21 protein-coding genes are annotated in these 25,800 nt (G+C 45.7%); 13 read left to right on the forward strand and 8 right to left on the reverse strand.

Features of this window, described 5'->3' with window-relative positions; all coding sequences use genetic code 11:
* Positions 1-51: 51 nt before the first annotated feature.
* Positions 52-1,539, reverse strand: a complete 1,488-nt coding sequence (locus VER99_RS04710; protein ID WP_020332833.1) for an aldehyde dehydrogenase — start codon at positions 1,537-1,539, stop codon at positions 52-54.
* Positions 1,540-1,951: 412 nt separating this feature from the next.
* Between VER99_RS04710 and VER99_RS04715 the strand changes: the two genes are divergently transcribed.
* The gene (locus VER99_RS04715; RefSeq protein ID WP_020332835.1) at positions 1,952-2,692 is read left to right on the forward strand and encodes a GMP synthase; all 741 of its coding nucleotides are present in this window, start codon (positions 1,952-1,954) and stop codon (positions 2,690-2,692) included.
* Between the two features lie 225 nt (positions 2,693-2,917).
* Positions 2,918-3,652, forward strand: coding sequence for an RNA methyltransferase (locus VER99_RS04720; RefSeq protein ID WP_020332836.1), 735 nt, complete (start codon positions 2,918-2,920; stop codon positions 3,650-3,652).
* A 70-nt stretch (positions 3,653-3,722) separates the two neighbouring features.
* On the opposite strand, the gene fdxA is transcribed toward VER99_RS04720, so the two are convergent.
* The gene (fdxA, locus tag VER99_RS04725) at positions 3,723-4,046 is read right to left on the reverse strand and encodes a ferredoxin FdxA (protein ID WP_014231265.1); all 324 of its coding nucleotides are present in this window, start codon (positions 4,044-4,046) and stop codon (positions 3,723-3,725) included.
* A 208-nt stretch (positions 4,047-4,254) separates the two neighbouring features.
* On the opposite strand from fdxA, the gene VER99_RS04730 reads away from it, so the two are divergent.
* From VER99_RS04730 to udp, 4 genes are all read left to right on the forward strand, one after another.
* On the forward strand, positions 4,255-5,874 hold the full coding sequence (locus VER99_RS04730; RefSeq protein ID WP_020332837.1) for an NAD(P)/FAD-dependent oxidoreductase: 1,620 nt from the start codon (positions 4,255-4,257) through the stop codon (positions 5,872-5,874).
* Between the two features lie 351 nt (positions 5,875-6,225).
* Positions 6,226-6,645 (forward strand): CBS domain-containing protein, encoded by a 420-nt coding sequence (locus VER99_RS04735; RefSeq protein ID WP_014231267.1) that lies wholly within the window; start codon positions 6,226-6,228, stop codon positions 6,643-6,645.
* 177 nt (positions 6,646-6,822) lie between these two features.
* Positions 6,823-9,141, forward strand: coding sequence for a zinc/cadmium/mercury/lead-transporting ATPase (locus VER99_RS04740; protein ID WP_020332838.1), 2,319 nt, complete (start codon positions 6,823-6,825; stop codon positions 9,139-9,141).
* Positions 9,142-9,452: 311 nt separating this feature from the next.
* Positions 9,453-10,211 (forward strand): uridine phosphorylase, encoded by a 759-nt coding sequence (gene udp / locus VER99_RS04745; RefSeq protein WP_014231269.1) that lies wholly within the window; start codon positions 9,453-9,455, stop codon positions 10,209-10,211.
* A gap of 121 nt (positions 10,212-10,332) precedes the next feature.
* On the opposite strand, the gene VER99_RS04750 is transcribed toward udp, so the two are convergent.
* Together VER99_RS04750 and VER99_RS04755 are read right to left on the reverse strand one after the other, a co-directional pair.
* Complete coding sequence (locus VER99_RS04750; RefSeq protein ID WP_014231270.1) at positions 10,333-11,493, reverse strand: DUF1887 family protein; 1,161 nt, start codon at positions 11,491-11,493, stop codon at positions 10,333-10,335.
* A gap of 154 nt (positions 11,494-11,647) precedes the next feature.
* Positions 11,648-13,639: a methyl-accepting chemotaxis protein gene (locus VER99_RS04755; RefSeq protein ID WP_024372709.1), complete on the reverse strand. Its 1,992-nt coding sequence runs from the start codon at positions 13,637-13,639 to the stop codon at positions 11,648-11,650.
* Between the two features lie 314 nt (positions 13,640-13,953).
* Between VER99_RS04755 and hinT the strand changes: the two genes are divergently transcribed.
* The 7 genes from hinT (at position 13,954) to VER99_RS04790 (ending at position 20,179) form a co-directional block, all read left to right on the forward strand.
* A complete protein-coding gene (gene hinT / locus VER99_RS04760; protein ID WP_020332840.1) occupies positions 13,954-14,304 on the forward strand; it encodes a purine nucleoside phosphoramidase in 351 nt (116 codons plus the stop codon).
* Between the two features lie 73 nt (positions 14,305-14,377).
* Complete coding sequence (locus VER99_RS04765; protein ID WP_020332841.1) at positions 14,378-15,775, forward strand: COG3014 family protein; 1,398 nt, start codon at positions 14,378-14,380, stop codon at positions 15,773-15,775.
* A complete protein-coding gene (locus VER99_RS04770; protein ID WP_014231274.1) occupies positions 15,775-16,167 on the forward strand; it encodes a YcfL family protein in 393 nt (130 codons plus the stop codon). Before VER99_RS04765 ends, VER99_RS04770 begins: the two co-directional genes overlap by 1 nt.
* Before the next feature lie 52 nt (positions 16,168-16,219).
* On the forward strand, positions 16,220-16,810 hold the full coding sequence (gene lpoB / locus VER99_RS04775; protein WP_014231275.1) for a penicillin-binding protein activator LpoB: 591 nt from the start codon (positions 16,220-16,222) through the stop codon (positions 16,808-16,810).
* A gap of 24 nt (positions 16,811-16,834) precedes the next feature.
* The gene (gene thiK / locus VER99_RS04780) at positions 16,835-17,716 is read left to right on the forward strand and encodes a thiamine kinase (RefSeq protein WP_020332842.1); all 882 of its coding nucleotides are present in this window, start codon (positions 16,835-16,837) and stop codon (positions 17,714-17,716) included.
* A gap of 75 nt (positions 17,717-17,791) precedes the next feature.
* The gene (gene ycfP / locus VER99_RS04785; RefSeq protein WP_014231277.1) at positions 17,792-18,331 is read left to right on the forward strand and encodes an alpha/beta hydrolase YcfP; all 540 of its coding nucleotides are present in this window, start codon (positions 17,792-17,794) and stop codon (positions 18,329-18,331) included.
* Positions 18,332-18,889: 558 nt separating this feature from the next.
* Positions 18,890-20,179: an NAD(P)/FAD-dependent oxidoreductase gene (locus tag VER99_RS04790; RefSeq protein WP_014231278.1), complete on the forward strand. Its 1,290-nt coding sequence runs from the start codon at positions 18,890-18,892 to the stop codon at positions 20,177-20,179.
* A gap of 123 nt (positions 20,180-20,302) precedes the next feature.
* Here VER99_RS04790 and VER99_RS04795 read toward each other — a convergent pair whose 3' ends face one another.
* The 4 genes from VER99_RS04795 to VER99_RS04810 all read right to left on the reverse strand — a co-directional run bounded on the left by VER99_RS04795 (position 20,303) and on the right by VER99_RS04810 (position 25,750).
* A complete protein-coding gene (locus tag VER99_RS04795) occupies positions 20,303-20,851 on the reverse strand; it encodes a GNAT family N-acetyltransferase (protein ID WP_014231279.1) in 549 nt (182 codons plus the stop codon).
* 84 nt (positions 20,852-20,935) lie between these two features.
* A complete protein-coding gene (locus VER99_RS04800) occupies positions 20,936-21,706 on the reverse strand; it encodes a peptidoglycan binding protein CsiV (protein WP_076633415.1) in 771 nt (256 codons plus the stop codon).
* Between the two features lie 7 nt (positions 21,707-21,713).
* Positions 21,714-25,175 (reverse strand): transcription-repair coupling factor, encoded by a 3,462-nt coding sequence (gene mfd, locus VER99_RS04805; RefSeq protein WP_020332843.1) that lies wholly within the window; start codon positions 25,173-25,175, stop codon positions 21,714-21,716.
* 5 nt (positions 25,176-25,180) lie between these two features.
* Positions 25,181-25,750, reverse strand: coding sequence for a PilZ domain-containing protein (locus VER99_RS04810; RefSeq protein WP_014231282.1), 570 nt, complete (start codon positions 25,748-25,750; stop codon positions 25,181-25,183).
* Positions 25,751-25,800 lie beyond the last annotated feature (50 nt).

The raw sequence follows: 25,800 nt of genomic DNA on the forward strand, positions 1-25,800 counted from the left end.
TAATCACGGTGCATTTTTAGTCACGGTGAATGCGGTTATGAGGCAAAAAGACTAATCAAGTTCGATCCATGTCGATTTGATTTCTGTGTATTTATCTAAGGCGTGTAAAGACTTATCCCTGCCGTTCCCACTTTGTTTGTACCCGCCAAATGGCATTGTCATATCACCGCCGTCCCAGTTGTTCACAAATACGGTACCGGCTCTTAGCGCGCGAGAGCATTTTACCGCAGTGGAAATATCGGAAGTCCACACGCCAGCCGCTAGGCCATATTCACTGTCGTTGGCAAGCTCGATCGCTTCATCAATCGTGTCGAATGTCGTCACACAAAGCACAGGACCAAATATCTCTTCTTTGAATATACGCATGTCAGGTGTTACGTCTGTGAAGACAGCAGGCTGAATAAAGTAGCCGCCTGTATGTTCAAGAACGGGTTGGCCACCAAATCGAAGTGTTGCACCTTCCTGTTTGCCTACCTCTATATAATCGAGTACGCGTTCAAACTGAGCTTTATCGACAATCGCGCCTACACGTGAGCTGTCGTTAAGAGGATCGCCAGGTTGCCATTTGTCCATGTTCTTCATTAGTAGATTGATGAATTGATCTTTGATGGATGAGTGAACCAAAAGACGAGAGCCAGCGGTACAGACTTCGCCCTGGTTATAGCAAATCGCACTTGCTGCTGTGGCAGCCGCTTTCTCAATGTTTTTCACATCGTAATGGACAATATGAGGGCTCTTGCCTCCACATTCCATAAAGGTTCGCTTGAGGTTAGATTCACCTGCAAAGGTCAATAATTTCTTCCCGATAGCCGTAGAGCCAGTAAAAGTAATGCAGTCCACGTCTTGATGAAGTGCGAGTGTTTGCCCCGCCTCATGACCAAAGCCTGGCAGAACTTGAAGTACACCGTCGGGAATCCCGGCTTGAGAAGCTAATTCTGCGAGTAAAATAGCGGTGAGAGGCGATTTTTCCGATGGTTTGATGATGACTGAGTTACCAGTGGCGAGTGCCGGGCCAATTTTCCAAGCCGCCATCACGGTAGGGAAGTTCCAAGGAACAATGGCAGCGACGACGCCTAAAGGCTCTCTTGTCACCAGCGCGAGCGCTTCTTCGGTCACGGGAGCGACTTCATCGTAAATTTTATCAATCGCTTCAGCGTTCCACTGTATGCATCGAGCGGTGGCTGGCGCATCGTATCCCATGGCATCAGAAATGGGTTTCCCCATATCTAAAGACTCCAGAAGAGCGAACTGTTCTTGGTGTTGTTCGATAAGCTTGGCGTAGTTGAGTAATACCGTTTTACGCTGCGCTGGTGGTAATCCTGCCCAGACTCGGGAATGAAAGGCATCACGCGCGGCTTTAACCGCAATCTCGACATCTTCCTCACGGCAACGTGCTACATGAGCGAGGTGTTTTCCCGTTGCTGGGTTAATAATCTCGAAGGTATCATCGCTGATAGCGTTAGTGAGTTTTCCGTTAATGTAGGCTTGTGTATTAAACCTCAACTCAGTGGCTTTATCATGCCAGTTTGTAGTGTCCATTCTGTGTCCTTATTCCTTTTATGTCTTTGTATTCCTGATGAAGTGCTAAACCTGCTTAGCGATTAAATATGCAAAGAAGGTTTAACGCTGTTTTCTCTCCATTGCGTTAAAGTTAAAAAATCGTGCTTGAATCGAGCTAATTGATAGCAGTGAACGAAAAGTTTGATAAATAAACTAATCAAAACGTAGATAGTGAATGTAGAGAAATCAACAAAGTGTTCAGTATTTTATGATTTTTAGATATAAAAACTGCGTATTTAGTCTATCTTGTTAAATATTGGGGTGCGTTAATTAAATAACGGTCTTGGAAAAGATGACGTGCGATTTGATACTAGAATGAAAAGTATCGCCGCTTGGTGATCGAACGGTTTAAAATCAAGTGAAATGTAAATTCAAGGATGATAGGTGAATAATGAAAATTGGGATAATAACCTGCGGATATGTCGATCCACCTTTGTCTGATGGCCATGGCCAATATGCAGATATGATTGAGAGCGCTTTTGCTAGTGTGAATGACGCGATGACGTTTCAAAACTTTGACGCGATAAAAGGTGAGTTACCAAGTTTTGATGAGTGCCACGGTTTTATTATTACCGGTAGTGTGCACAACGCTTATGACGATTTGCCATGGATTCTGGATTTAGCGGATTGGATTCGTTGCTGTGAAGCAAGAAGAAAACCACTGGTCGGGATTTGTTTCGGACATCAGTTAATTGCCAGAGCACTTGGTGGGGTGGTTAAAAAGTCTGAGAAAGGTTGGGGTTTGGGCAGTTATGAGGTAAAAGTCGTGGCACTTAAGAAATGGATGAATCTTGCCATTGACAGTGCGCGTATGCTGGTAAGCCACCAAGATCAGGTGGTGATTGTACCCAAAGAGATGAGCGTAATCGCAGGAAACGATTTTTGTCCTAACTTCATGCTGGTCAAAGACAATCACATTTTAACCGTACAAGGTCATCCCGAATTCAGCTCCGAGTTTACCGAGCTACTGGTGAGAAAGCGCCAACATCTGTTGTCTGAACGTCAGTATGAGGATGCGTTTGCTCAGTTGAAGAAACCTAACGATTCCGCGCTTTTTTTGCATTGGATGGATGCGTTCTTCACGCGTGATCAGCAAAGGATAGGCTCTGAGGAAATGCAGAAAGTCGGCTAATAACGAATGGTTTACCATTGTGACCGCGGCATTCTATATCAGCATTATTAATGATTCGAATGTCGTCGGTTACAGATGACGACAAAGGCCTTCCAGTCAGAAACTGCTTAAACTCGCTAGCTATCTTTAACTTCTCACTTCAACCTCTCTTTAGCTGCGCACGTCTTTACTCTATAATCCCTCCGTTTTATTCGGTACTTAACCATTTTCTCCCGGGATATTTTCATGATTTCAAAAAACCAATTAAAACTGCTTCGTGCTTTGGGACAAAAGAAGCAACGTAAAGCACACGGCTTATTTCTGGTTCAGGGTGAAAAGAACGTACTGGAGCTAGCAACGAGTTCGTTAACGGTTAAACAGATTTTTGCTACAGCGGAATTTCTTGAACAGCACCGCCAAGATCTTGGTCAGTTCGATTGTATCGAAGCATCATTGGATGATTTGACCAAAGCAAGCACACTGGTCAGTAACAACGCGGCAATTGCGGTCGTAGAAATTCCAAGTACAAAAGTGCCTCAGGCAAAAGGTCTGATGATTGCACTAGATGGTGTGTCTGACCCAGGTAACTTAGGTACCATCATTCGCGTAGCGGATTGGTACGGCATTAAGCACATTGTCGCGAGTTCGGACTGTGCGGATCCGTACAACCCTAAAACCATTAGTGCGACGATGGGCAGCTTTGGCCGAGTTCAGGTTAGCCTTGTTGACCTGCCAAGCTACTTAGAGCAAGCGAACTTGCTAGTCTACGGCGCGTTTCTGGAAGGGGAAAGCGTACATAAAACCGATTTCTCTGCCGAAGGTATCTTACTGATGGGCAGTGAATCACACGGTGTGCGTGAAGAAGCGTCGAAATTCGTGACTGACAAAATCACCATTCCAGCTTTTGGTGGCGCAGAGTCGCTTAACGTTGCCATGGCGACGGGCATTATTCTGGACAACATGCGTCGTCAACACAGCTAATTGAGCTGAATTGAGACACAAAAAAAGCGTAACAACTTCGGTTGTTACGCTTTTTCCGTTTTGGATGCTTTTATTTTTCCAACATATCTAGCTTGTTTGGCACGCCATTCCATTTCTCGGCGTCTTCCATTGCTGGTTTTACCTCAGTCTGTACTGGCCAAATCTCAGCAAGCTCTGCATTTAATGCCGTATAGATTTGTTGATCTTCTGGGACTTCATCTTCCTGAAAAATCGCATGAGCGTCACACTCGTCGACACACAAGCCGCAGTCGATACACTCTATTGGGTTGATTACCATGAAGTTTGGCCCTTCGTGAAAGGCATCAGCCGGGCACACTGCGACACAGTCAGTGTATTTACATTGGATACAGTTATCGGTTACGACAAATGCCATGATAATCCGCTCTTAAGTTAGTCAAAATCAAAGAAAGGGGATAATACTCATCCCAAGGTAAAATTCAACATTCGATAGGTTAAATAGCCCCTCTCACTTTGATTTAGTATGACAGACAATTCAATTTCTCGTAAAATGCGCGCCATTGTGAGCTGACCCTGTATTTCGCAGGGTTTTGGCTAAGACACCAACTACCCGAGACATCGATATGATTCGTATTAATGAAATTAGACTTCCTCTTGATCATGAGGAAGGCGCGCTATTAGACGCGATCACTAAAAAGCTTGGCATTCCTGCTGAGAAAGTTATCTCCTTTAACGTCTTTAGACGCGGCTACGATGCTCGTAAGAAAACGAATATTCAGCTTATCTACACGCTAGACATCATTGTTGAAGGTGATGAAACGGCGCTGCTAGAGAAGTTTACGAAAGACCCACATGTTCGCCAAACTCCAGATATGGAATACAAGTTTGTCGCGAAAGCACCTGAAAACCTACAAGAACGCCCTGTCGTAATCGGCTTCGGTCCTTGTGGTTTGTTTGCTGGTCTGGTGCTGGCTCAAATGGGCTTTAACCCAATCATTGTTGAGCGTGGTAAAGAAGTACGTGAACGTACCAAAGATACGTTCGGTTTTTGGCGTAAGCGTGCTCTAAATACGGAGTCAAACGTGCAGTTTGGTGAGGGCGGCGCAGGTACGTTCTCTGACGGCAAGCTTTACAGTCAGGTAAAAGATCCAAACTTCTACGGTCGTAAAGTGATCACTGAATTTGTCGATGCGGGTGCACCAGAAGAAATTCTTTACGTAAGTAAGCCGCACATCGGTACCTTTAAACTGGTTACGATGATCGAGAAAATGCGCGCGAAAATCATCGAACTGGGTGGTGAAATCCGCTTTAGTACACGTGTGGATGATCTTCACATGGAAGATGGTCAGATTACGGGCGTCACGCTTTCAAATGGTGAAGAAATTAAGTCTCGCCACATCGTTCTTGCGGTTGGACATAGTGCTCGTGACACTTTTGAAATGTTGCATGATCGTGGCGTTTACATGGAAGCAAAACCATTCTCGGTTGGTTTCCGTATTGAGCACAAGCAAGCGATGATTGACGAAGCGCGCTTTGGTCCAAATGCAGGTAACCCGATTCTTGGCGCTGCGGATTACAAACTGGTGCACCACTGTAAGAATGGTCGTACTGTTTACAGCTTCTGTATGTGTCCGGGCGGTACTGTGGTTGCGGCTACGTCAGAAGAAGGCCGTGTAGTAACCAACGGTATGAGCCAATACTCTCGTTCAGAGCGTAACGCAAACAGTGCGATTGTAGTGGGTATCTCGCCAGAGGTAGATTACCCGGGTGATCCGCTAGCGGGTATTCGCTTGCAGCGTGAACTAGAATCTGGCGCTTACAAGCTAGGTGGTGAGACGTACGATGCACCAGCGCAGAAGATCGGTGATTTCCTTAAAGGTCGCGATCCAAGTGAGTTGGGTGATGTGGAACCATCATTCACACCGGGCATTAAACTGACTGATTTGTCGAAAGCACTACCACCGTTCGCAATTGAAGCGATTCGTGAAGCGATCCCAGCTTTTGACCGTAAGATCAAAGGTTTTGCTTCAGACGATGGCTTGTTGACGGGTGTAGAAACGCGTACCTCTTCACCGGTATGTATTAAACGTGGTAAAGACTTCCAGAGCATTAACTTGAAGGGTTTCTACCCAGCAGGTGAAGGTGCTGGTTATGCTGGTGGTATTTTGTCTGCTGGTATCGACGGTATCAAAGTCGCGGAAGCAGTGGCACGTGATATCGTTGCTGCGATGGAAAACGCTTAATTTCTAAGTCGCTTGATTAAGTGAATAAAGCCAGTCAGTCTCTCTGACTGGCTTTTTTTATATTTAGTTTAATTGCACTGTGACCTCGTTCACTACCTCTACACATGCATTAAAAAGCAGCGTATTTATGTTCATTCGGTTTAGTTAATCGTATGGAAAATAATGGCTAAGAGAGGAGTGAATGACATAAATATGCAACTGCGTTTTTGTTGGTTTCGTCACTCTGTTAATTGGTGGAAAGATCAATAGTCTAGCCCTATGAGCAAAATTGGCACTTTCCATTTAGTAAAATCAAAAAATTAGACGACACTTATCTTAAGGCCGCAAGAATATGGTTCTAAGGAGATAAGAATGCGATCATTAAAAGTAAAAGATTACATGACGTTGCAAGCAGTGACTTTCACCAAAGACATGTCGCTTTCGGCTGCTTTGAACAAGGTAATAAAAAGTGTCACTCTCGGTGGTCCTGTTATCGATGAGAATAAAAAGGTAGTGGGATTTTTATCAGAACAGGACTTGTTGGATAAGTTGGTTAAAGCGAGTTATCACTGCCAAGACACGCATACGGTTCAGGAATGCATGCACCAGGATGTACTTTCTGTTTCGCCTGAAATGTCGATTATAGAGTTGGCGGATATGATGAAAGTCGGTAAGCCTAAGGTATATCCAGTTGTTGATGACAAGGGAAAACTGGTTGGCATTATTACCAGACGCGATGTTTTGAGAGCATTGGGTGTAACACTCAACGAGTGCTTTATGCATCCGGTATAGTCAGTTAACTTTTAAATGAAAACAGAAAGGCGCACTGGCGTCTTTTTGTTTTTTAATGGGGTTGTGTTTGGTCTTTTGGGTAAAAGATTTTTAGTAATTCAACTTGACCTTGGAGCTTACTCCAAGGCTTATCCTTATTGTTAGATGAAGAGTTTTTCACCAGTAAGGAATGAACTTATGTGTACGAAACATCAAGGTTGCCAATCAGGCAAAATCAAATCGGCGGTGCCGCTAGGTGCAACTGACTCCTGTTGTGAGTCATCCAAACCGTCAGTTAATATTTCGCAAGCGAGTGTTGATACGGCAGAAGGCTCCTGCTGTAGTAGTGGTGGTTGCAGCTCAGATTCTCCCGAAGAAGAGGCCCCCGAAAAACTGTCCAATGCTTCTATCCGCAGTGCTTCTATTCGCAATAGTTGGCTGGTCTCTGATATGGACTGTCCGTCCTGTGCTTTAAAGCTTGAAAAAGCCATTACCAGTTTAGACGGTGTCAGCAATGCAAAAGTGTTGTTTGCTACTGAGAAACTGATTGTGGATTTCGACAACCATTCACTTACCTCTCTTATTGAACAAACTGCTCGTCAGACGGGCTTTCCACTTGCGTCACTCGATAAACCAACGAAGAAAAATCAAAGTAAAGGTTGGCGTGGTGTTATTTCTGACAATTTGCAAATTTTGTCTATCTCTGTAGCCATGCTAGTCGCTGCTGTGGTTGCCAATGTGAGCCCTCAAGTGAGCTCATGGATATTCACTCTCACCTGTCTGCTTGGCCTGTTTCCTATCGCACGCAAAGCGGTGAAGTTAGCAAAAGGGGGAACGCCGTTTGCGATTGAAACCCTAATGAGCGTTGCAGCGTTAGGCGCATTATATTTAGGTGAAACCGCAGAAGCGGCGATGGTGCTATTGCTTTTCCTTATTGGTGAAAAGTTAGAAGCGTATGCATCATCGCGTGCTCGTAGTGGCATTCAGGCCCTGATGGATTTGGTTCCTGAAAACACGATCTTGATTCAAGAGGGGGTGCGCAAAGAAGTGCCTGCCTCTCAACTTCAGCCGGGGGATGTGATTGAAGTCGCGCCCGGAGGTCGTATGCCTGCCGACGGCATGCTAATGAACTCAATGGCCAGCTTTGATGAAAGCGCGCTGACTGGAGAATCCGTACCCGTTGAATACGAAGAAGGCGGCAAAATCATGGCGGGTGCCGTCGTGGTTGATAAGGTAGTGCAGGTACAAGTTACTTCTCGACAAGGTGATAATGCGATTGATCGTATCTTACATTTGATTGAAGAAGCAGAATCACGAAAAGCCCCGCTGGAACGTTTCTTAGATAAGTTCAGCCGATGGTATACGCCGTTAATGATGTTAGTGTCGTTGGTGGTCGTTGTTGCTCCGCCAGTGCTGTTTGCTCAGCCTTGGGAGACTTGGATTTACCGTGGGTTGGCACTGCTGCTGATCGCTTGTCCGTGCGCTTTGGTTATCTCTACACCAGCTGCGATTACTTCAGGTTTAGCGGCGGGAGCTCGTCGCGGTGCATTAATCAAAGGCGGTGCCGCATTAGAGTTGCTTGGGAAAGTGGAGTCGGTGGCTTTTGATAAAACCGGCACGCTGACAGAGGGTAAGCCTAAAGTCACCGATGTGTTGGCATATGGCGTAACTAAAGAGCAGTTAATGAGCCATACTGCGTCGATTGAAGTGGGGTCAAGCCACCCATTAGCCGTATCGTTGGTCAATAAGGCCAAAGAGTTGGGTATCACAATACCAGAAGCAAGCGAAAAAACTGTGCAGGTTGGCTCGGGCATAACCGGGCTCGTTGAAGGTAAGCTAATTCAGGTAATAGCCCCGTCGAAAGCGGAATTCCAGCTTTCCCAGGAAATACAAGATCAGGTTACTGACCTGGAATCGTCGGGGAAAACGGTGGTTATCGTACGCTTTGAGCAAGAAATCGTGGGTTTGATTGCCTGGCAGGATACGTTACGTGAAGATGCGCAACTTACCGTTTCTGCTCTGAAAGGGTTAGGTATCAGCTCTGTGATGTTAACGGGAGATAACCCTCGTAGTGCGGAAGCCATCGCCAGCCAAATAGGGTTAGATTATCAAGCCAGCTTATTGCCTGCCGACAAAGTACATTATGTTGAAATGCTTTCGAAGCAGCATACCGTTGCAATGTTGGGAGATGGAATCAACGATGCGCCAGCGATGAAGGCTTCCAGTATTGGTATTGCCATGGGAGGCGGGACGGACGTGGCACTTGAAACGGCAGATGCGGCTCTGACTCATAATCGTCTGTCAGAACTACCAGCAATGATCGAATTGTCACGTGCGACAATGAACAATATTCGCCAGAATGTTGCGTTAGCACTTGGCCTTAAAGGCGTTTTTCTTGTGACGAGTCTGTTTGGTATTACCGGACTTTGGATGGCAGTATTGGCCGATAGTGGAGCGACAGCATTGGTGACACTGAATGCGTTAAGGCTGTTACGTTTTAAGTCGAAGCACATGTAGTATTGAAACAAAGTTGCACTATATTTAACCCGAGACATGATGGTGTCTCGGGTTTTTTATTTTCTTGCACTCGGTATTGCTCGGCTTGATAGCTGGGTGGTAATGGTTGTCTATCTTATATGCAACTGGATTTAAATTTCACTAAAAGTGTGATGCAAATCTATTTTGTGTGAAAGTGTGGTTATATTACATTTTGCAGATGTGACTAGTATCACTATATATCCCCTTAAGGTTGGTTACAGTGGTTCTGTACCCAACCACAGATTAATGAGCTTATTGCCGAAAAAATAAGCCACAATAAGGAGCGACTTATGTCTCAAGCTGTATTCCATCTAGGTGTTACTGAAGCTGATCTTAATGGTGCGACTCTAGCCATTATTCCAGGTGATCCTGCCCGCGTTCAAAAAATCGCTGAACAAATGGAGAACCCAGTATTTCTTGCAAGCCAACGTGAATACACGCTATACCGTGCAGAGTTGGACGGTAAGCCTGTTGTGGTTTGTTCAACTGGTATCGGTGGCCCTTCGACTTCTATTGCGGTTGAAGAGTTAGCTCAGCTTGGCGTACGTACTTTCCTCCGCGTTGGTACCACTGGCGCTATTCAACCAAACGTAAACGTTGGTGACATGATTGTGACGACGGGTTCTGTTCGTCTGGATGGTGCGAGCCTGCACTTCGCACCAATGGAGTTCCCTGCGGTTGCTGATTTTGACGTTGCAACAGCGATGAAAGCTGCTGTGGAAGAGTCTGGTGCCACTGTTCATATGGGCGTAACTGCATCAAGTGATACTTTCTACCCAGGTCAAGAGCGTTACGATACATTTACTGGCCGTGTTGTTAAGCGTTTCCAAGGTTCAATGAAAGAGTGGCAAGACATGGGCGTGCTGAACTTTGAAATGGAGTCAGCGACACTGCTAACCATGTGTGCAAGTTCTGGCCTGAAAGCGGGTTGTGTTGCAGGTGTTATTATCAACCGTACACAGAAAGAGATCCCGGATCACTCAACTCTGAAAGAGACAGAAGCTCGTTCTATCAAAGTCGTCGTAGAAGCAGCGCGTAAAATGCTTTAATTCGTCTTTCATTGACGGAATAGAATTGAAAAAGCCAGAGGGAAACCTCTGGCTTTTTGCTTTTGGTTGTACCAACCATGAAAAAAGCAGCGTTTTCGCTGCTTTTTGTATTTTGTGTTGATTAAACCTCGTCTGAACCACCTGCCGCTTTAAACCACGCAGTAAGGTGTGTTTTCAGATCTTTTAGCTCATCAGGGCCAATCAGAGCTAATCCCAGATCTTCGGCACGAGTAATGTCGTTATGACGTAGTGGACGGAAGCTGACCAGCATGGCTCTGGCTTGCAAGCCACCTAAAAGGTCGCGAAGTGATTCCAGTTTATACAGCGTATCATCGCCGTCATCACGCATACCCTTTGTTTTACACTCGATGATGTGAAGCTTATTGTTTACCACTGTCGCGACGTCCAGTTCATTACGAACTTCACTTTCTCCAAGCTTACGGTAGACCTGAACATTCAATGAGCGGTCTTGAATCGTTGGCATCGTGTCTTGAATCTGCTTAACGGTACTGTGTACCAAGGTCTCTAGCCATTCGCCGTTAGAAAAACGACGAGCATCTTCATTTGCAAAGGTCAGAATGCCGTTTTCGTAGGTGGCAATTTGCGCTTCAACAAGATCACTGAGCAGCATGTTAAGTTCGCGATAGCCTTGTTGCTTTTCAGACAGCTCTACATCCAGCTTCTGCTCTTTACGACACGTCGTTGCAAGGTAGTTGAGTGTGGCTAAGCCAGGACCAAGCTCAAGGGCGTTTGAAGCCCAACGCTCACCCAAATCGTATAGCTTTTTATCAAGCAGAGGAGGAAGGTCAAGGTACTGGAACTCGCCTCGCGCACCAAAAATTGTCAGATAATCAGCAATCTTAATATGGTCTTCTACCTGAGTGTCTTCCTGGCCATCAGGGTAAAGCCAGCATAATTTGTCGCTGTTTGGCTCAACCACAAAAATTGGCCAGTGATAAGTGCGGAACACTTCATAAACAGACAGTAAACGATGTCGAAGGCCACAGCTGGCATTGAGTTTTACTTCTTCGCCGCGATCGTGAAGGTCCTTCGCTAATTTCTGAATCGATTGTTTAATTAACGTGGTATTGACTGCGGAAGGGATCTCAAAGAATTCGGAAGTAATCTCTCGCTGCGTTAATACGGAGCTCAGTCGGTTGTACATTTCTTTTTGGCTAGAGTCGCCGATGAAGACAATATGCGAACTTAGCGTGCGATTATCCAATAGAGGGGTAACCAATCTCACTGGGTCTTGGTCAATTATACCAACATGAACAGCCATAGATTTTCCTTTTTATGCGGCCGCTCGAAAATAGATATGCAAGAGGATGAGTCGGCCATACTAACGATATGTAGACACGACGGATAAAAAACAAGGGCGACATCATAAAAAGTCGCCCTTACACAGTTGGTTGAACCAGTTCCTTTATCTATGGCTATAGCGTAAATCGGTGCACCAGCGAGTTTTGTTGATGTGCCAGATGAGTCAGCGATTCACTGGTTTGCGCGATGTTAGACATGGCCTGATAGCTCTCATCTGCGATATTGTTGATGTCTTCAATACTGCGAGCGATATCTGCCGATGTTTCACTTTGCTCTGCGGCTGCCTGCGAAATATGGGTGCTCATTTGACTAATCTCGATGATAAGTGCCTGAATTTCTTCCATCGAACTATTGGCCTTCGAAGCTTGTTCCACCGACTCTTCCATATCGTTCATACAGCTTTGAATAACATGGTTAGCCGATTGGGAGCTCGATTGAAGATTGCTGATCATCGACTCAATCTCGGTTGTTGATTCTGTGGTACGGGAAGCAAGAACACGTACCTCATCCGCAACGACGGCAAAACCACGCCCTTGATCGCCAGCGCGAGCGGCCTCAATGGCAGCATTCAGCGCCAATAGGTTGGTTTGCTCGGCAATGTTACGAATCACATCCAGAATAGAGCCAATCTGTGCACTCATCTTCTGTAGTTCAGAAACCGCACTGACAGACTCATGTAAACGCGTCTCCAGCTGATTAATCGTGCTGATATTGCCACTCATGATATTGCGACCTTCTTCTGAAGCCGACTCAACGCGCTGTACCATCTCCATTGAGCTTTGAGCATTTTGTGCCACTTCCTGAACGGAATGTGACATTTCAGTCATTGCTGTCGCGACATTAGCGGTCTGTTCACGTTGAGAGTTTAATTGTCTCTGAGCGAGGGAAGAGGTTTGCTCGTTAGTGGCGGCCGTAGACGCTAAGTTTTCAGACGCATCATTCAACTTAACCAGAATGTTGTGCAGGCTATCCGCGAGCGAATTGATGTGGCCGCTTACCCGACTGAATTCATTTTTGTAACGAACATCTATTCGCTGTGTCATATCGCCTTCGGTTAGGCTTTCAAGTACGTTGAGGATCTTGGTTAGAGGTTCGCGCACACTGTGAGCAATGTGATAGCCGATAGCGGCAGCAAACAGCACCACAACAACACCAATGATCATGGCTTTTGTAACCCCTGCCGAGTAGATATCGCCCGCGTCAGCAAGAGATTCATTTAATTTATCCGTGGCGGTAGTTGTAAACTGCTCAAGAATCGCCATGGTTGCGTCTACTTTGCTGGTAAGGTTCGCTATGTTGGCATACAGCGCAGAGCGAGCGGTGAGGTAGCTGTTGTGTTGATCCAGAACGCCACCACGTTTACCCACATCGCGGGTGAACTGTTCGACAGAATCACCGAAGACTTTTTTAAGTTCTGGTAATTGAGCTGTCAGCCCACGGAACGCGTCGTTTAAGTGCGATATCGCTTTACGGTTTTTAGCGACGGCTTTAGTAACAAAGTCAGAGTTTGAGCTGGCCAGCGCATCTGACGTGATGACTTCCGCGTCTTTCAGTTTAATGAAGTAACTTTTCGCCATCACTTTCACGGAGATACTGGATTGATCATCAACGTATTCTTTCAGCCCGATAGAGAGCTCAGTATTCAGCTTTTGGAAGCGTCGTGAAGATTTCTGAACCGCGTCTTGGGCTGCGAACATGGCTTCGTAGTTATCCATAGCTTCGATAGCTTCTGTAAAGTAGCTTTGCTCTAATGTTTTTAGCTCAGCAAAGGGTTCGGCTAGAGAAGGGTAGATTTCACTCGCGGATTTTAATTGCTCCAGGGTGGATTCAAAACGTTGTTGAGATTTGGCGAATTCCTGACGCAACTCGTCCATGCGCTGTTTATTCTCAGTAGTCAGGAAGTCTTTGAAAGATTTATCTGCTGAAAGTAACTCGACACTGGTTTGGTTCGATAGCGAAACCAGCGGTAAAGATGACTCGGATACGGTCTGAAACTTGCCATGAATGTCATTCATTCCACTCATCATTATGGCAATTGTGACGGCGAATAGGATGATGATAAGTCCAAAACCAGCATACATCCGTTTAATTACTGAACCTCGCATACGTGAGCGTCCTCTCCCAAAAATAGACAAAAAGGTTTCCAAATGACGTCAAAATGCTGGATTCGTAATGGTTTAGTCCATATCTGATCAGTATCTATAAGTGATTTGGAGATAATTTATAGTTGTCTTAAAAATGTAACAAAATTAACCGGATTGTATTGACTATGCGACGCGCATTTTATGACGCAGGCTACAAAAAAGGCTTTGTTTTAAACACCTTAATGAATAATGTTAAGTGAACACTGTTTTTATTGAGCTCTGCTTAGGGTTGGCGCATACTAACTACGTTACACAACTTATAAAATGGAGTACCCATGCCGGAAGAGACTATCTTTAGTAAAATTATTCGTAAGGAAATCCCCGCTGATGTTCTTTACCAAGATGATTTAGTAACCGCTTTCCGTGACATTAACCCGCGCGCGCCAAGCCATATTCTTATCATCCCAAATAAATTGATCCCGACAGTGAATGATGTCGAAGCTGAAGATGAAGCGATGATGGGACGACTATTTACCGTCGCGAGAAAGCTTGCAAAAGACGAAGGCATTGCTGAAGACGGTTACCGCTTGATCGTGAACTGCAACCCACATGGTGGCCAAGAGGTGTATCACATTCACATGCACCTACTGGGCGGCCGTCCTTTAGGGCCAATGGTGGTGAGTTAGCCTGCATTTATTGGGTGGTGAATTGGCCACCCAATTTATACTCTTTTCTGAGCACACATTTGTGGAGATAAATGTGAAATTAGGTGTGAAGCTATTAGGGCTGGTCAGTTGGGCTCTTATGGCGACCGGCTGTGCTAATTTGTCTGCGGGTAATTTGTTTAGCCACTACAGTGATCAAAACCAAGAAATGTACCAAGCTGTGGTTGCTGGAGAATATGTGAAAGCCAAGCAACTTCAGTCGAGTGATGTTGGTGGTGAGATACTTGGCAATTTCGAAAAAGGCAGACTTTCATTTCTCGCCCAAGACTATCCAACCAGCTTTAGTGCGCTGGAAAAAAGCGATAGTGCTGTCCGCGTCCAACAAGAGCGTGCCACAATCTCACTGTCTGAGACGACGACCAGTGTCGGTGCTTTAGCTGTCAATGATAACCTCAAAGACTATCAACCCGCTGACTATGAGCTTGGCTTTTTGCACTTATATCTGGGTCTAAATTACCTGAAGAAAAATGATCTGGAAGGCGCGTTAGTTGAAGTTCGTCGTGCTAACCAAGTACAGGAAGCTGCCAGAAAAGCACGTGAGAAATCGTTACAAGCCGCAGAAGAAGATCTGAAAAACCAAGGCATGTCAGCTAATTTGGGTAGCGTACTGGCAAACTATCCCGATGCAGGGGGGAAACTCAGTGCGGTACAAAACGGCTATCTGTTTTATCTTTCGGGTCTTTTATATGAAGCGTCGCGAGACCTGAATAGTGCGTATGTCGATTACCGGCGCGCTCTGGCGGTAATGCCAGACAATAAACAAGTGATAGAAAGTACACTGTATGCCGCTAAGAAGCTAGGCATGAGGGAAGACCTTCGCTTGCTGGAAAAACGCTATGGTAAAGCGGCCTCTGGTTTAAGTAAGTCACAAGGTCGCGTGATCATTTTTGATGAGCAGGGTGTGGTTGAAGCTTTACAAGGCTGGCGTATTGATCTGCCCATTTACGACAGTCGAAAACGATGGGCGATCTATTCACTAGCACTGCCTTATTACCCCAACCGAGGGTCGCAGAGGTTTAGTGATTTGAGCCTGAATGACACTAAACTTAATTCCAGTAATTTGGCCGATATCAATGCCATGGCACAAAACGATCTCAACGAGCGTTTGATGACGATTGTTATTCGTCAGGCTATCCGAGTTTGGGCAAAAGATCGTATTCGTAAAGAAGCGGCCGCGAAAGGTGATGATGTTGGTAACATTCTTTTTAACGTCTGGAACACATTAACCGAGCAGCCTGATACCCGAAGCTGGCAAACGCTGCCTGCGAGAGTAAAAACCGCTTCTCAAATCGTGAAACCCGGCACACAACGTTTAAACTTGGGTGATCAAGTCTATCAATTTGATGTGCCTGCGCAGCAAACGACATTAGTTTGGGTTTCACGTCAGGGGGCACATTCGACTGTTTGGCATAAACAACTGGGGAGATTGTAATGAGATCTTGGCTTATTGGCTTAGCGTTGATCGTAGGTTTGGCAGGGTGTGCAGACAACACTGCCGGTATCCGAATTGATGGTCAGACGCAGCAAATCTTTTTTAACGACAATGTGTTGGGCAGTCGATTACTGGTAGACAAGATTACGACCACGTATGTCGACGACCGGCCAAGAGGCGTGGTTCAGCTTAATAGTAACTATCAAGGTGATCAGCATATCCTCTACCGCTTTTACTGGTATGACAATAACGGCCTGGAAGTGAATACCAAACCGGGGCCGTGGCGAAAAGCGATCGTGCGTGGTTTTGAATCAGTGACACTTTCTGAAGTGACAGTGAATCCAAATGGCACTCGATTCCGAGTACAAATCAGAGAAGCACAAGACAATTAATTTTTAGCTTGCGCCTAGAGTGCGTAGGTATTGAATAAACTAAGGAACTCTCATGAAGAAAAGTATTATTGCTCTTTTAGGTCTTGCCGTCATTTTAGGGGGGTGTTCTAACAAGGTCTCTTATGGTGATGCGCAAGCGACAGAAACCACCACCATTGATTTTGGTTCTACCGACCTGCAAACCATTGCCGCTGAAATGGTCGATAGCATGATGATGTCTGGTTCTGTAGCTGCAATTACTCGTGATCAGCGTCCTATTGTGTTTGTTGAACGCATTAAAAATAAGACCAGCGAGCATATTGATACTGAGTCTATTACAGACACGATTTCAACTAAGATGCTGAATTCAGGTAAGTTCCGTTTTGTCGATATGGACCGCGTTGAGTCTGTTCGTCAGCAGCTGAACTTCCAGAATACCGATGAGCTAGTCAATCAAAGTACTGCTATTCAGTTTGGTAAAATGGTTGGTGCGCAATACATGCTGTACGGCAACCTTTCAAGCATTGTGAAGAATGCAGGAAGTGACAAAGACGTGTACTACAAAATGACAATGCGACTGATGGATCTCGAAACCGGCTTGATCGAATGGGCGGATGAAACAGAAATCCGTAAAGCGCAATCGAAGAGTTTATTTGGTCTCTAACCGATAGTAATGGAGAAGCCATCAATGGCACTGTTCTCTTGGCCGCAGGCTAAACAGCTGGATCCGACGCTTAATGCGCTTGATGTCTTCTTTATTGAACCTCCTGTGAAAGTTCAAACCCTCACAGGAGGGCTGACAAACCGTTGTTGGCGCTTAGAAACGGCTGATGGGCAAGCTTACGTCTGGAGGCCGTTGAGTAAAGTGTGTCAGGCTTTTCTCATTTCTCGTCACAATGAATATCAAGTTCTAAGCGCCATCGGGTCTCTTGGCGTTGGTCCCAAGCCGGTATTCATCCATGAACAAGGTCTTCTCGTTGAGTGGGTTAAAGGAGAAACACTCACTCATATTGGTATCGAATTGGACGAGTTACTTTCTCTCGCTGCAACGATTCACACCTTCCCATCTAAGGCCGTACCGGTTGTTCCGTTCTCTTATCTCTCCCGAATCGATCATTATTGGCTAGAATTAGGCGGTAGCTATACAGGAACAGAGTTTGAGGCTTTGTATCAAAAGTGGCGCACGGAACCGAGCATAAAGCCACTGCCGCTGGCACTGTGTCACTTTGATTTAGGTAGCTACAACTTGGTTCGGGGCGATGAGGGTGTCAAAGCCATCGACTGGGAGTATGCCGGGCTCGCGGATCCACGATTAGACTTGGCTCTGATACTGCAGGTTGCCGATGTGCCTATCGACGATGGGGTAGAACGCTATTGCCAAATTCGTAATATCGAAGATGTCTCTGTCTGGCTGGAGGGGGTGATAGCGTGGCAGCCAAGAACATTGGTGATGGCAATGCTTTGGTACTTACTGGCTTATCAATTGTGGGGAGATGAACAATACTTAAGCAGTGCCAACGAGTTTAAAGGTTTATTGTGTATTGACGATCACTGTTTTAATAACTCGTGACATATTCCCCTTTAAGAGTAAGGAAATAGTGTTAGTTTTAAGAAAAGTACCAGATATATACAGGGAGAGGTACAGATGATTATTTACTTGCACGGCTTTGATAGTACTAGCCCGGGTAACCACGAAAAAGTTCTTCAATTACAATTTATCGACGATGACGTTCGCTTTATTAATTACAGTACGCTTCATCCTAAACACGATATGCAGCATTTGCTAAAAGAGGTCTCGAAGGTGATTGATCAATCCGATGATCCGAATCCATTGATTTGTGGTGTTGGTCTCGGTGGTTATTGGTCAGAGCGAATTGGTTTTTTATGTGGTATCAAACAGGTGATCTTCAACCCGAACCTGCATCCTGAGAAGAACATGGCAGGGCGTATTGACCGTCCTGAAGAGTACGAGGACATTGCCACTAAATGTGTCGATCAGTTTCGAGCAAAGAATAAAGGGCATTGCCTGGTTATTTTGTCTAAAGAAGACGAAGTGCGTGATAACAAAGAAACCGCCGCTGAGCTAGAAAAGCATTACCCAATTATTTGGGATGAGACTCAAACACACAAGTTCAAGAAGATCTCACATCATTTACAAGCCGTGAAAGAATTTAAAAACACCTAATACGGTCTACTTCATCCAGTTGTTAAACAAAAAATGGCACTCCGCGGAGTGTTATTTTTTTATCAAACCCTCCTCATTTATGATTTCTGTGGCTCTGCCATATGGACCTATGACTTAGCCAAATTTGCCTTTGTTTTAAACAATTATTGTGTTCTGTCTATTGTTTTACCATAGAGGCTCTATGTGGCACGAAGGCGGTGTTGTAGACTGGTCGATAAAGTAGGCAAACCGTATTCAGAGCAAGGATTTTGGTTGCCTTCAATACATGGCTCTATATAATGAGCGGGATTAAAATTGTTTGACAAATATCAAAAAAATTATTGAGAGCAGGTAAAAAACTTGCCCATTTTCGTCTGAACTTTAGGTATCAGACTCAGCAAAAGATGCACAATAACCAATTGATAAAAATGAAGAAAAATTAAGCATCTATTTTAATCCCAAAAGCTTGAGACACCTCTAAGAACCAAGAATTCATCGGTTGGATGCTTCTCATCAGTGTGACTGATAGTGAAGGGTCGAGCTGAACCCATTTATTCATTTTTGTAGAGGAAAATCATTGTGACACGCATTATCGTTGTAGGCGGCGGTGCTGGTGGCCTGGAATTGGCAACTAAGCTTGGCCGTACACTTGGTCGAAAGAACCGTGCGCAAATTACGCTGGTAGACCGTAAAGCGAGCCACTTGTGGAAACCGTTGTTACACGAAGTAGCAACCGGATCATTAGACGAGGGTGTTGATGCATTGAGCTACCGTGCTCATGCGAAAAATCATAGTTTCGACTTCCAGATGGGTAGCCTTCAAGACATTGACCGTGAGCGTAAAGTCATCACGTTGAGTGAGCTTACAGACGAACATGGTGAACTGTTAATGCCAAGCCGTGAGCTGGAATATGACATTCTGGTGATGGCGATAGGTTCTACTTCAAACGACTTCAATACTCCGGGTGTTCGTGAAAACTGTATTTTCCTCGACAGCCCTGAACAGGCTCATCGATTCCGCAGCGAAATGAACAATGAGTTTCTTAAGCTCCACGCGAAAAATGGTAACGGTACCGTTGATATCGCAATCGTTGGTGCAGGTGCAACAGGTGTTGAACTTTCAGCTGAGCTGCATAATGCGATTAAAGAGCTTCGTGCATACGGCTTTGGTGACTTAGACTCGAGCAAGCTCAATGTAAACTTGATTGAAGCTGGCCCACGTATTCTCCCTGCGCTTCCTTCTCGAATCTCTACTGCAGCACATCAAGAATTGACGAAACTTGGCGTGAATGTGCGTACCGCAACGATGGTGACAAAAGCTGAGAAAGACGGCTTAACGACCAAAGACGGTGAGAAGATTTCCGCTAAAATCATGGTTTGGGCGGCAGGTATTAAAGCGCCTGACTTCATCAAAGACATCGCGGGTCTGGAGACGAACCGAATCAACCAGCTCGTGGTGAAAAGTACCCTTCAAACTACGCGTGATGACAACATCTTTGTGATCGGTGATTTGGCTCAGTGTACTCAGGAAGATGGTTCGTTTGTACCGCCAAGAGCTCAAGCTGCACACCAAATGGCAAGCCGAGCATTCAGCAACATTGTCGCGATGATCAACGGTCGTGAACTAAAAGACTATGTGTACAAAGATCATGGTTCTTTGGTTTCTCTGAGCCAGTTCTCGACAGTGGGCAGCTTGATGGGCAACTTAACCAAAGGCTCAATGATGGTTGAGGGTCGTATCGCCCGCGTGGTGTATATTTCACTTTACCGCATGCACCAAATTGCGTTGCACGGCCTTTTCAAGACTGGTTTGATGATGCTGGTTGGTAGAATCAACCGCGTATTGCGTCCTAATTTGAAGCTGCATTAATAGAGTAAACTTCGCTTAGCGAAAGCTGTGCGAAGTTTCTGATCAGTTATAAATACGCAGTTATAAATACAAAGCCACCGCATGTCGGTGGCTTTTTGTTTTTCTGCAGTTGCGTCCCAAACGTTACTTTAGATCTTCTGGTAGCAATGAATAGACAATGCCATCTTTTGGCTTACCGTCAAAGATGTAGCGGTTTCTGGCAATTGCCTCTTGGTGTGCTCCAACGGATTCGATCAGTGCCTGACTGGCAGTATTATCTGGATCGCAGACAATTTCGATACGCGTCAGGCTAAGTTTAGCGAAACAGAATTCGGCTAATGCACAAACCGCTTCTTGTGCGTAACCCTGTCGCTGATAACGGTCGGCAATCCAATAGCCAATACTCGCCATGTTAAAGGTATGGTAGAGCTCATTAATAGCCACCATGCCAAGAAGGGCATTGCTTTCGCGGTCATAAACACCAAAACCAAAAGCTTCTGTTTTCACCCAGTTCAAGCGTGTGGAAAGCAAGAAGTCCTGTGCGTATTTGAGTGACACGTTTTCACCACACCAGTCTAACCAGGTATGCAGTGAAGGAGATTCGGCAAGCAGCGTATGCAGAGCATTTGCATCATCGGCAGGAATAAGACGTAAAGCTAAGCGCGGCGTAATAATTTCAAAATCGGGGCTCATGAATTGATATGACTCCCTTACTGGTCGTTTTTTAGTTATAAAACAAAAGCGCAGCCTGAGCTGCGCTTTTATTATTTTTATGGTTTAGTTTACACGGCGTACCTGGATGATCATCCCCATTAAAGGGCTGTCCAGGTAATGTGTTTCGCTGCTTCGCATGCGGCGTTTTTGATCAAGGCGGTAAGTCTTAAGAAACTTCTCTTCAGTCACGGTTGGCGATACATCGGCTAAGTTACCAACCTGAACATTTCCGTCAGCTTCACCCATTTCGTTTGCAAGTTGTTCAACGGGTTTAGGCTCAAAACGAATTTCTCTGACACCCGGCGCACGCAAATCCATGGTTGTCTCTGCAAACAAGTAGTGTTGAACGTAGACCTGAATTTTGCCATCTAACTCGTACAACGGGCCATTTACGTTTGACTCACTGTAACCATCGCTAGCGAACGTGGTTTGGCTACCATCGATAGGGCTGCCATCGGAATAATACGAGCCAGAAAAATCACGGCCAGCCACAATGCGGAAGGTCGGTGCACTGCCTTGTCCCTGATCACCTTGTCGCCAAGCTACATGCTTTAATACTCTAAATCCGGCGTGACTGTTCAGCGCAGCCTCTTGCGGGTTTAAGCGAAACGAAGAGCTAGGCAGTAAGGAGACACCTTTAGATGAGCGATAAGCGTCACTATCTAAACTGCCGACATTGGTCATGTCGATTTTCGGTAGTTGGTCTGGCCAAGACTCACTCGTGTTTTCCGCGTCGACGGTGCGCTTGAAAATGATCACTTCAATATCAAATTGACGTTGTGCCCAAGAGGGCATTGAGACACAAAGAAGTAATAACGGGATCAGTATTCTCATTCGACTATTAGCTCGTTGGTAATAAATTCTGTTTAAAATCATTCAGTAAGTCTTTAACAAACTGAACTCGTTTGCGTCGGTCAGTTAATGGTACGCTAAACTTGAACTTAGTTGGACCTTCCATCGCAAATTTTTGAGGCTGTGATTGCAGGAGTTTAACTAAATACGCTGGATTTATGTCAGCATCAGGGTAAAACTCTACAAATCCGCCTTTATCATGGGCTTCAATCTTTTTCGCTTTCAGACTACCTGCGGCAAATTTCAGTTCTGAGACAGCCAACAGATTTTTTGTTGCGTCAGGCAAAAGACCAAAGCGGTCAATCAATTCCACTTTCAATTCTGACAACTCATCGGCGTTGGTGACGCTCGCGATACGTTTATACATTGAAAGACGTGTATTAACATCGGGGATGTAATCATCCGGCAAGAGTGCAGGAATGCGCATTTCCACTTCGGTCTGCTCGCGCAGCAACTCATCCAGCGATGGCTCTTTCCCTTCTTTCAATGCTTCAACCGCCTGTTCGAGCATCTCCATATACAGTGTAAAGCCAACTGATTGAATTTGCCCACTTTGTTCATCACCAAGTAGCTCACCGGCTCCGCGAATTTCTAAATCGTGTGTTGCGAGCGTAAAGCCAGCACCAAGATCTTCGAGAGAGGCAATGGCGTCAAGACGCTTAATGGCATCTTTGGTCATCGCTTTTGGATGCGGCGTCAGTAAGTAAGCATAGGCTTGGTGGTGAGAACGACCCACACGGCCCCTTAGCTGATGCAGCTGAGCCAAACCAAGGTTATCCGCACGATCCATGATAATGGTATTCGCCGTTGGGACATCGATACCTGTTTCAATGATCGTAGTACACACCAGTACATTAAAACGTTGGTGGTAGAAGTCGTTCATTATGCGTTCTAGCTCGCGCTCACGCATTTGTCCATGTGCCACAGTGATACGCGCTTCTGGAATCAGTTTTTGTAGATCTTCAGCGGTCTTTTCAATGGTTTCGACCTGATTATGCAGGAAGTAAACCTGACCACCACGCATGATTTCACGCAGTACTGCTTCACGTACAACCGGCTCTTCACGCTGTCGGACAAAGGTTTTGATTGCTAGTCGACGCGCTGGTGGAGTAGCGATGATGGACAGATCGCGCATTCCACTCATTGCCATATTGAGCGTTCTAGGGATTGGCGTTGCGGTTAGGGTCAGAATATCGACATCCGCACGCATTGCTTTCACTTTTTCTTTTTGACGCACGCCAAAACGGTGCTCTTCGTCGACAATGAGCAGGCCAAGATCTTTGAATCGAATGTCGTTAGAAAGCAGTTTGTGTGTTCCCACGACGATATCGACTTTCCCTTCCGCTACATCTTGCAAAATCGCTTTCTGTTCTTTAGCCGATTTAAAGCGAGATAACACTTCTACTCGGATCGGTAAGTTGGCAAAGCGGTCACGGAAGTTTTCAAAGTGCTGCTGGGCAAGTAGGGTAGTGGGAACCAGCACTGCGACTTGCTTGCTGTTGTCCGTTGCAACAAATGCTGCTCGCATTGCTACTTCGGTTTTACCAAAACCAACGTCACCACATACCAAGCGATCCATGGCTTTTGGTTGGCACATGTCAGACATAACGGCATTGATAGCCATTGCCTGGTCATCGGTTTCTTCGAATGGGAACGTTGCTTTGAATGTGGCGTACTGACCTCGATCCAATTCGAATTTAAAGCCCGGTTTTAATTCACGTTTGGCGTAAACATCCAGTAACTCTGCTGCTACGTCACGCACTTTCTCGGCGGCTTTACGGCGAGCTTTAACCCACGCTTCTCCGCCAAGTTTATGCAGCGGCGCGCTCTCTTCTGCGCCACCAGAATAACGGCTGATAAGGTTCAGTGATGATACAGGTACGTACAACTTGGCGTCGTTTTGATATTCAAGTGTTACGTACTCAGTTTTCATACCGCCTGCTTCAAGCGTTTGCAGACCGATATAACGACCGATGCCGTGGTCGATATGAACAACTGGCTGGCCTGGTTTTAGCTCGGCGAGGTGGCGAATGACGGTATCGCTGTTGACGGTTTTTTTGTCTTTACGACGACGTTGTATGACGCGGTCACCAAGCAGGTCACTTTCACAGATAAGGGCGAAGTTCAGCTCATCATGGATAAAACCATGCTCAGTCGCACCCAGAATCAAGCTAAATCGATCTTTAGAATCGAGCGCCTGGTAGAACGATTGGTGAACGACTGGGCGAACTTTAATGCCTTGTAGAAGCTCTGTGAGCGCTTCACGTCGACCTTCTGATTCAACAGAGAAGATGATTTTGCCAGTGAATTGCTCACTGAACTGACGCAGACGCGAAAGTGGTTCTTTGTTCTGCTGTTGAACGCCCAGTTCTGCTAACGACTGCACCGCCAAATTCTGACGACCAGCACGCTTGACGATTTTGTCCAGATGCAGTTGTGCTTGCGGAAGCTGTTTGAAGTGGGTGAAGAGTTCATCCTTCTTCAGCCACAGATCATGCGGTGCAAGCAGTGGGCGTAATGGATCGATTTTCTTCTGATCGTAACGGTACTCAACGTCAGTTAAGAAAGTTTCTACCGCGGCTTCAATGTCACCATAAGTGATCAGTTGCGAGTCTTCTGGCAAGTAATCAAACAGGGTTTCTGTATGGTCAAAGAACAGGGGTTGCCAGTATTCAATCCCTGCCGGCCACGTTCCTTTGGTCACCTGCATGTAAATCGATTCAGGCTCACGACGCGCTTCAAATTGAGTACGCCAACGGGTACGAAACTCTTCAATCGCATCTTTGGTGGTCGGGAACTCATGAGCGGGAAGCAACTGAATCTGTTTGATGTCTTCTATCGAGCGTTGGTTCTCTGGATCGAACGTACGGATGGTGTCGATCTCATCATCGAAGAAATCGATACGGTACGGGTCATCGCAACCCATAGGGAAGAGATCAAGAATGGAACCACGGCTTGCATACTCACCAGGGCCAAAAACCTGATCTACGTGACGATAGCCTGAGTTTTCTAACTGAACACGCAGCTTTTCGAGTGAAAACTGATCGCCGGTTTTTACCATTAAAGTGTGTTGCAACAAGAAATCACGCGGAGATTGACGCTGCAGTACGGTGCTGACTGGAACAATCGTGATGCCGTTTTGTTGGGTCGGTAACTGGTATAAGCGCGCAATCCGATCAGAAATGATCTCCTGATGTGGAGAAAAGTTATCGTATGGCAGAGTTTCCCAATCAGGGAAAAGGCTGACAGGCTGATCGGTGAACTGCTCTATTTCTGCTTGCAGTTTCAGGGCGATTTGAGGATCTGGCACAACAAGCAGTGAATGGCTTGTATGCTGTTTTGCGAGCTCTGCAATCGCAAGCGGCAGAGCAGCGCCAGGTAAATTACCTAACTGTTTTTTATCGCCACGCTCAGATGGGTTGGTGACGGAAAGTATCGTTGCTTTTGTCATAGGAGTTATTTTTTATCTCGCTCCAGTGAGCGCTGACGTAAAAGTTTTTGTTGTTGGTATAAGGCGGCTTTGATCAGTAAGTCTTGATCGGCGTCTCTGAGCATTTTGTATTTCAGCGTGACGAGAAAGCCCTGATCCGACGAAGCACATTCTACGACTTTAGCGTAGCAGTATATTGCTGCGGCCGGATTATCGAGGAACAGTTTCACACGCACTAACTGTTCTATGTCTAATTTGCTATTGGCATGATAGCTTAGCTGGCTCGCTCCAAACTGCGTGGTTTGATATCTGACGGAGGCGTCATCTTGCTGTGACAGCATAAAGCTTAACAGGAGGTTGAGCTTGGTATTTTGCGTGTCGAGTAAGCTGATAACGTGCTTTAAATCTTTATTTTTTAGTTCCGAGCGAGCGTTGTCTGACAACATGTCTAATTGGCTAAACTCACAAGCGACAATGAAAGGCGCCGGAATTTCAGCAACAAAGGTTTCTTCATCTGGCAAAGCAAAATCGGTACCTAACGCTTCCACGTTGATGGTGATGCTGTGGTGAACGGTGAAATATTCTTGCTCTGTCATATGGTTGTCCTTTGGCCTGCGAGCGCTCTCTGATTGATTTGCAAATCAGA

Source organism: Vibrio natriegens NBRC 15636 = ATCC 14048 = DSM 759 (genome assembly GCF_035621455.1).
Lineage (GTDB): Bacteria > Pseudomonadota > Gammaproteobacteria > Enterobacterales > Vibrionaceae > Vibrio > Vibrio natriegens.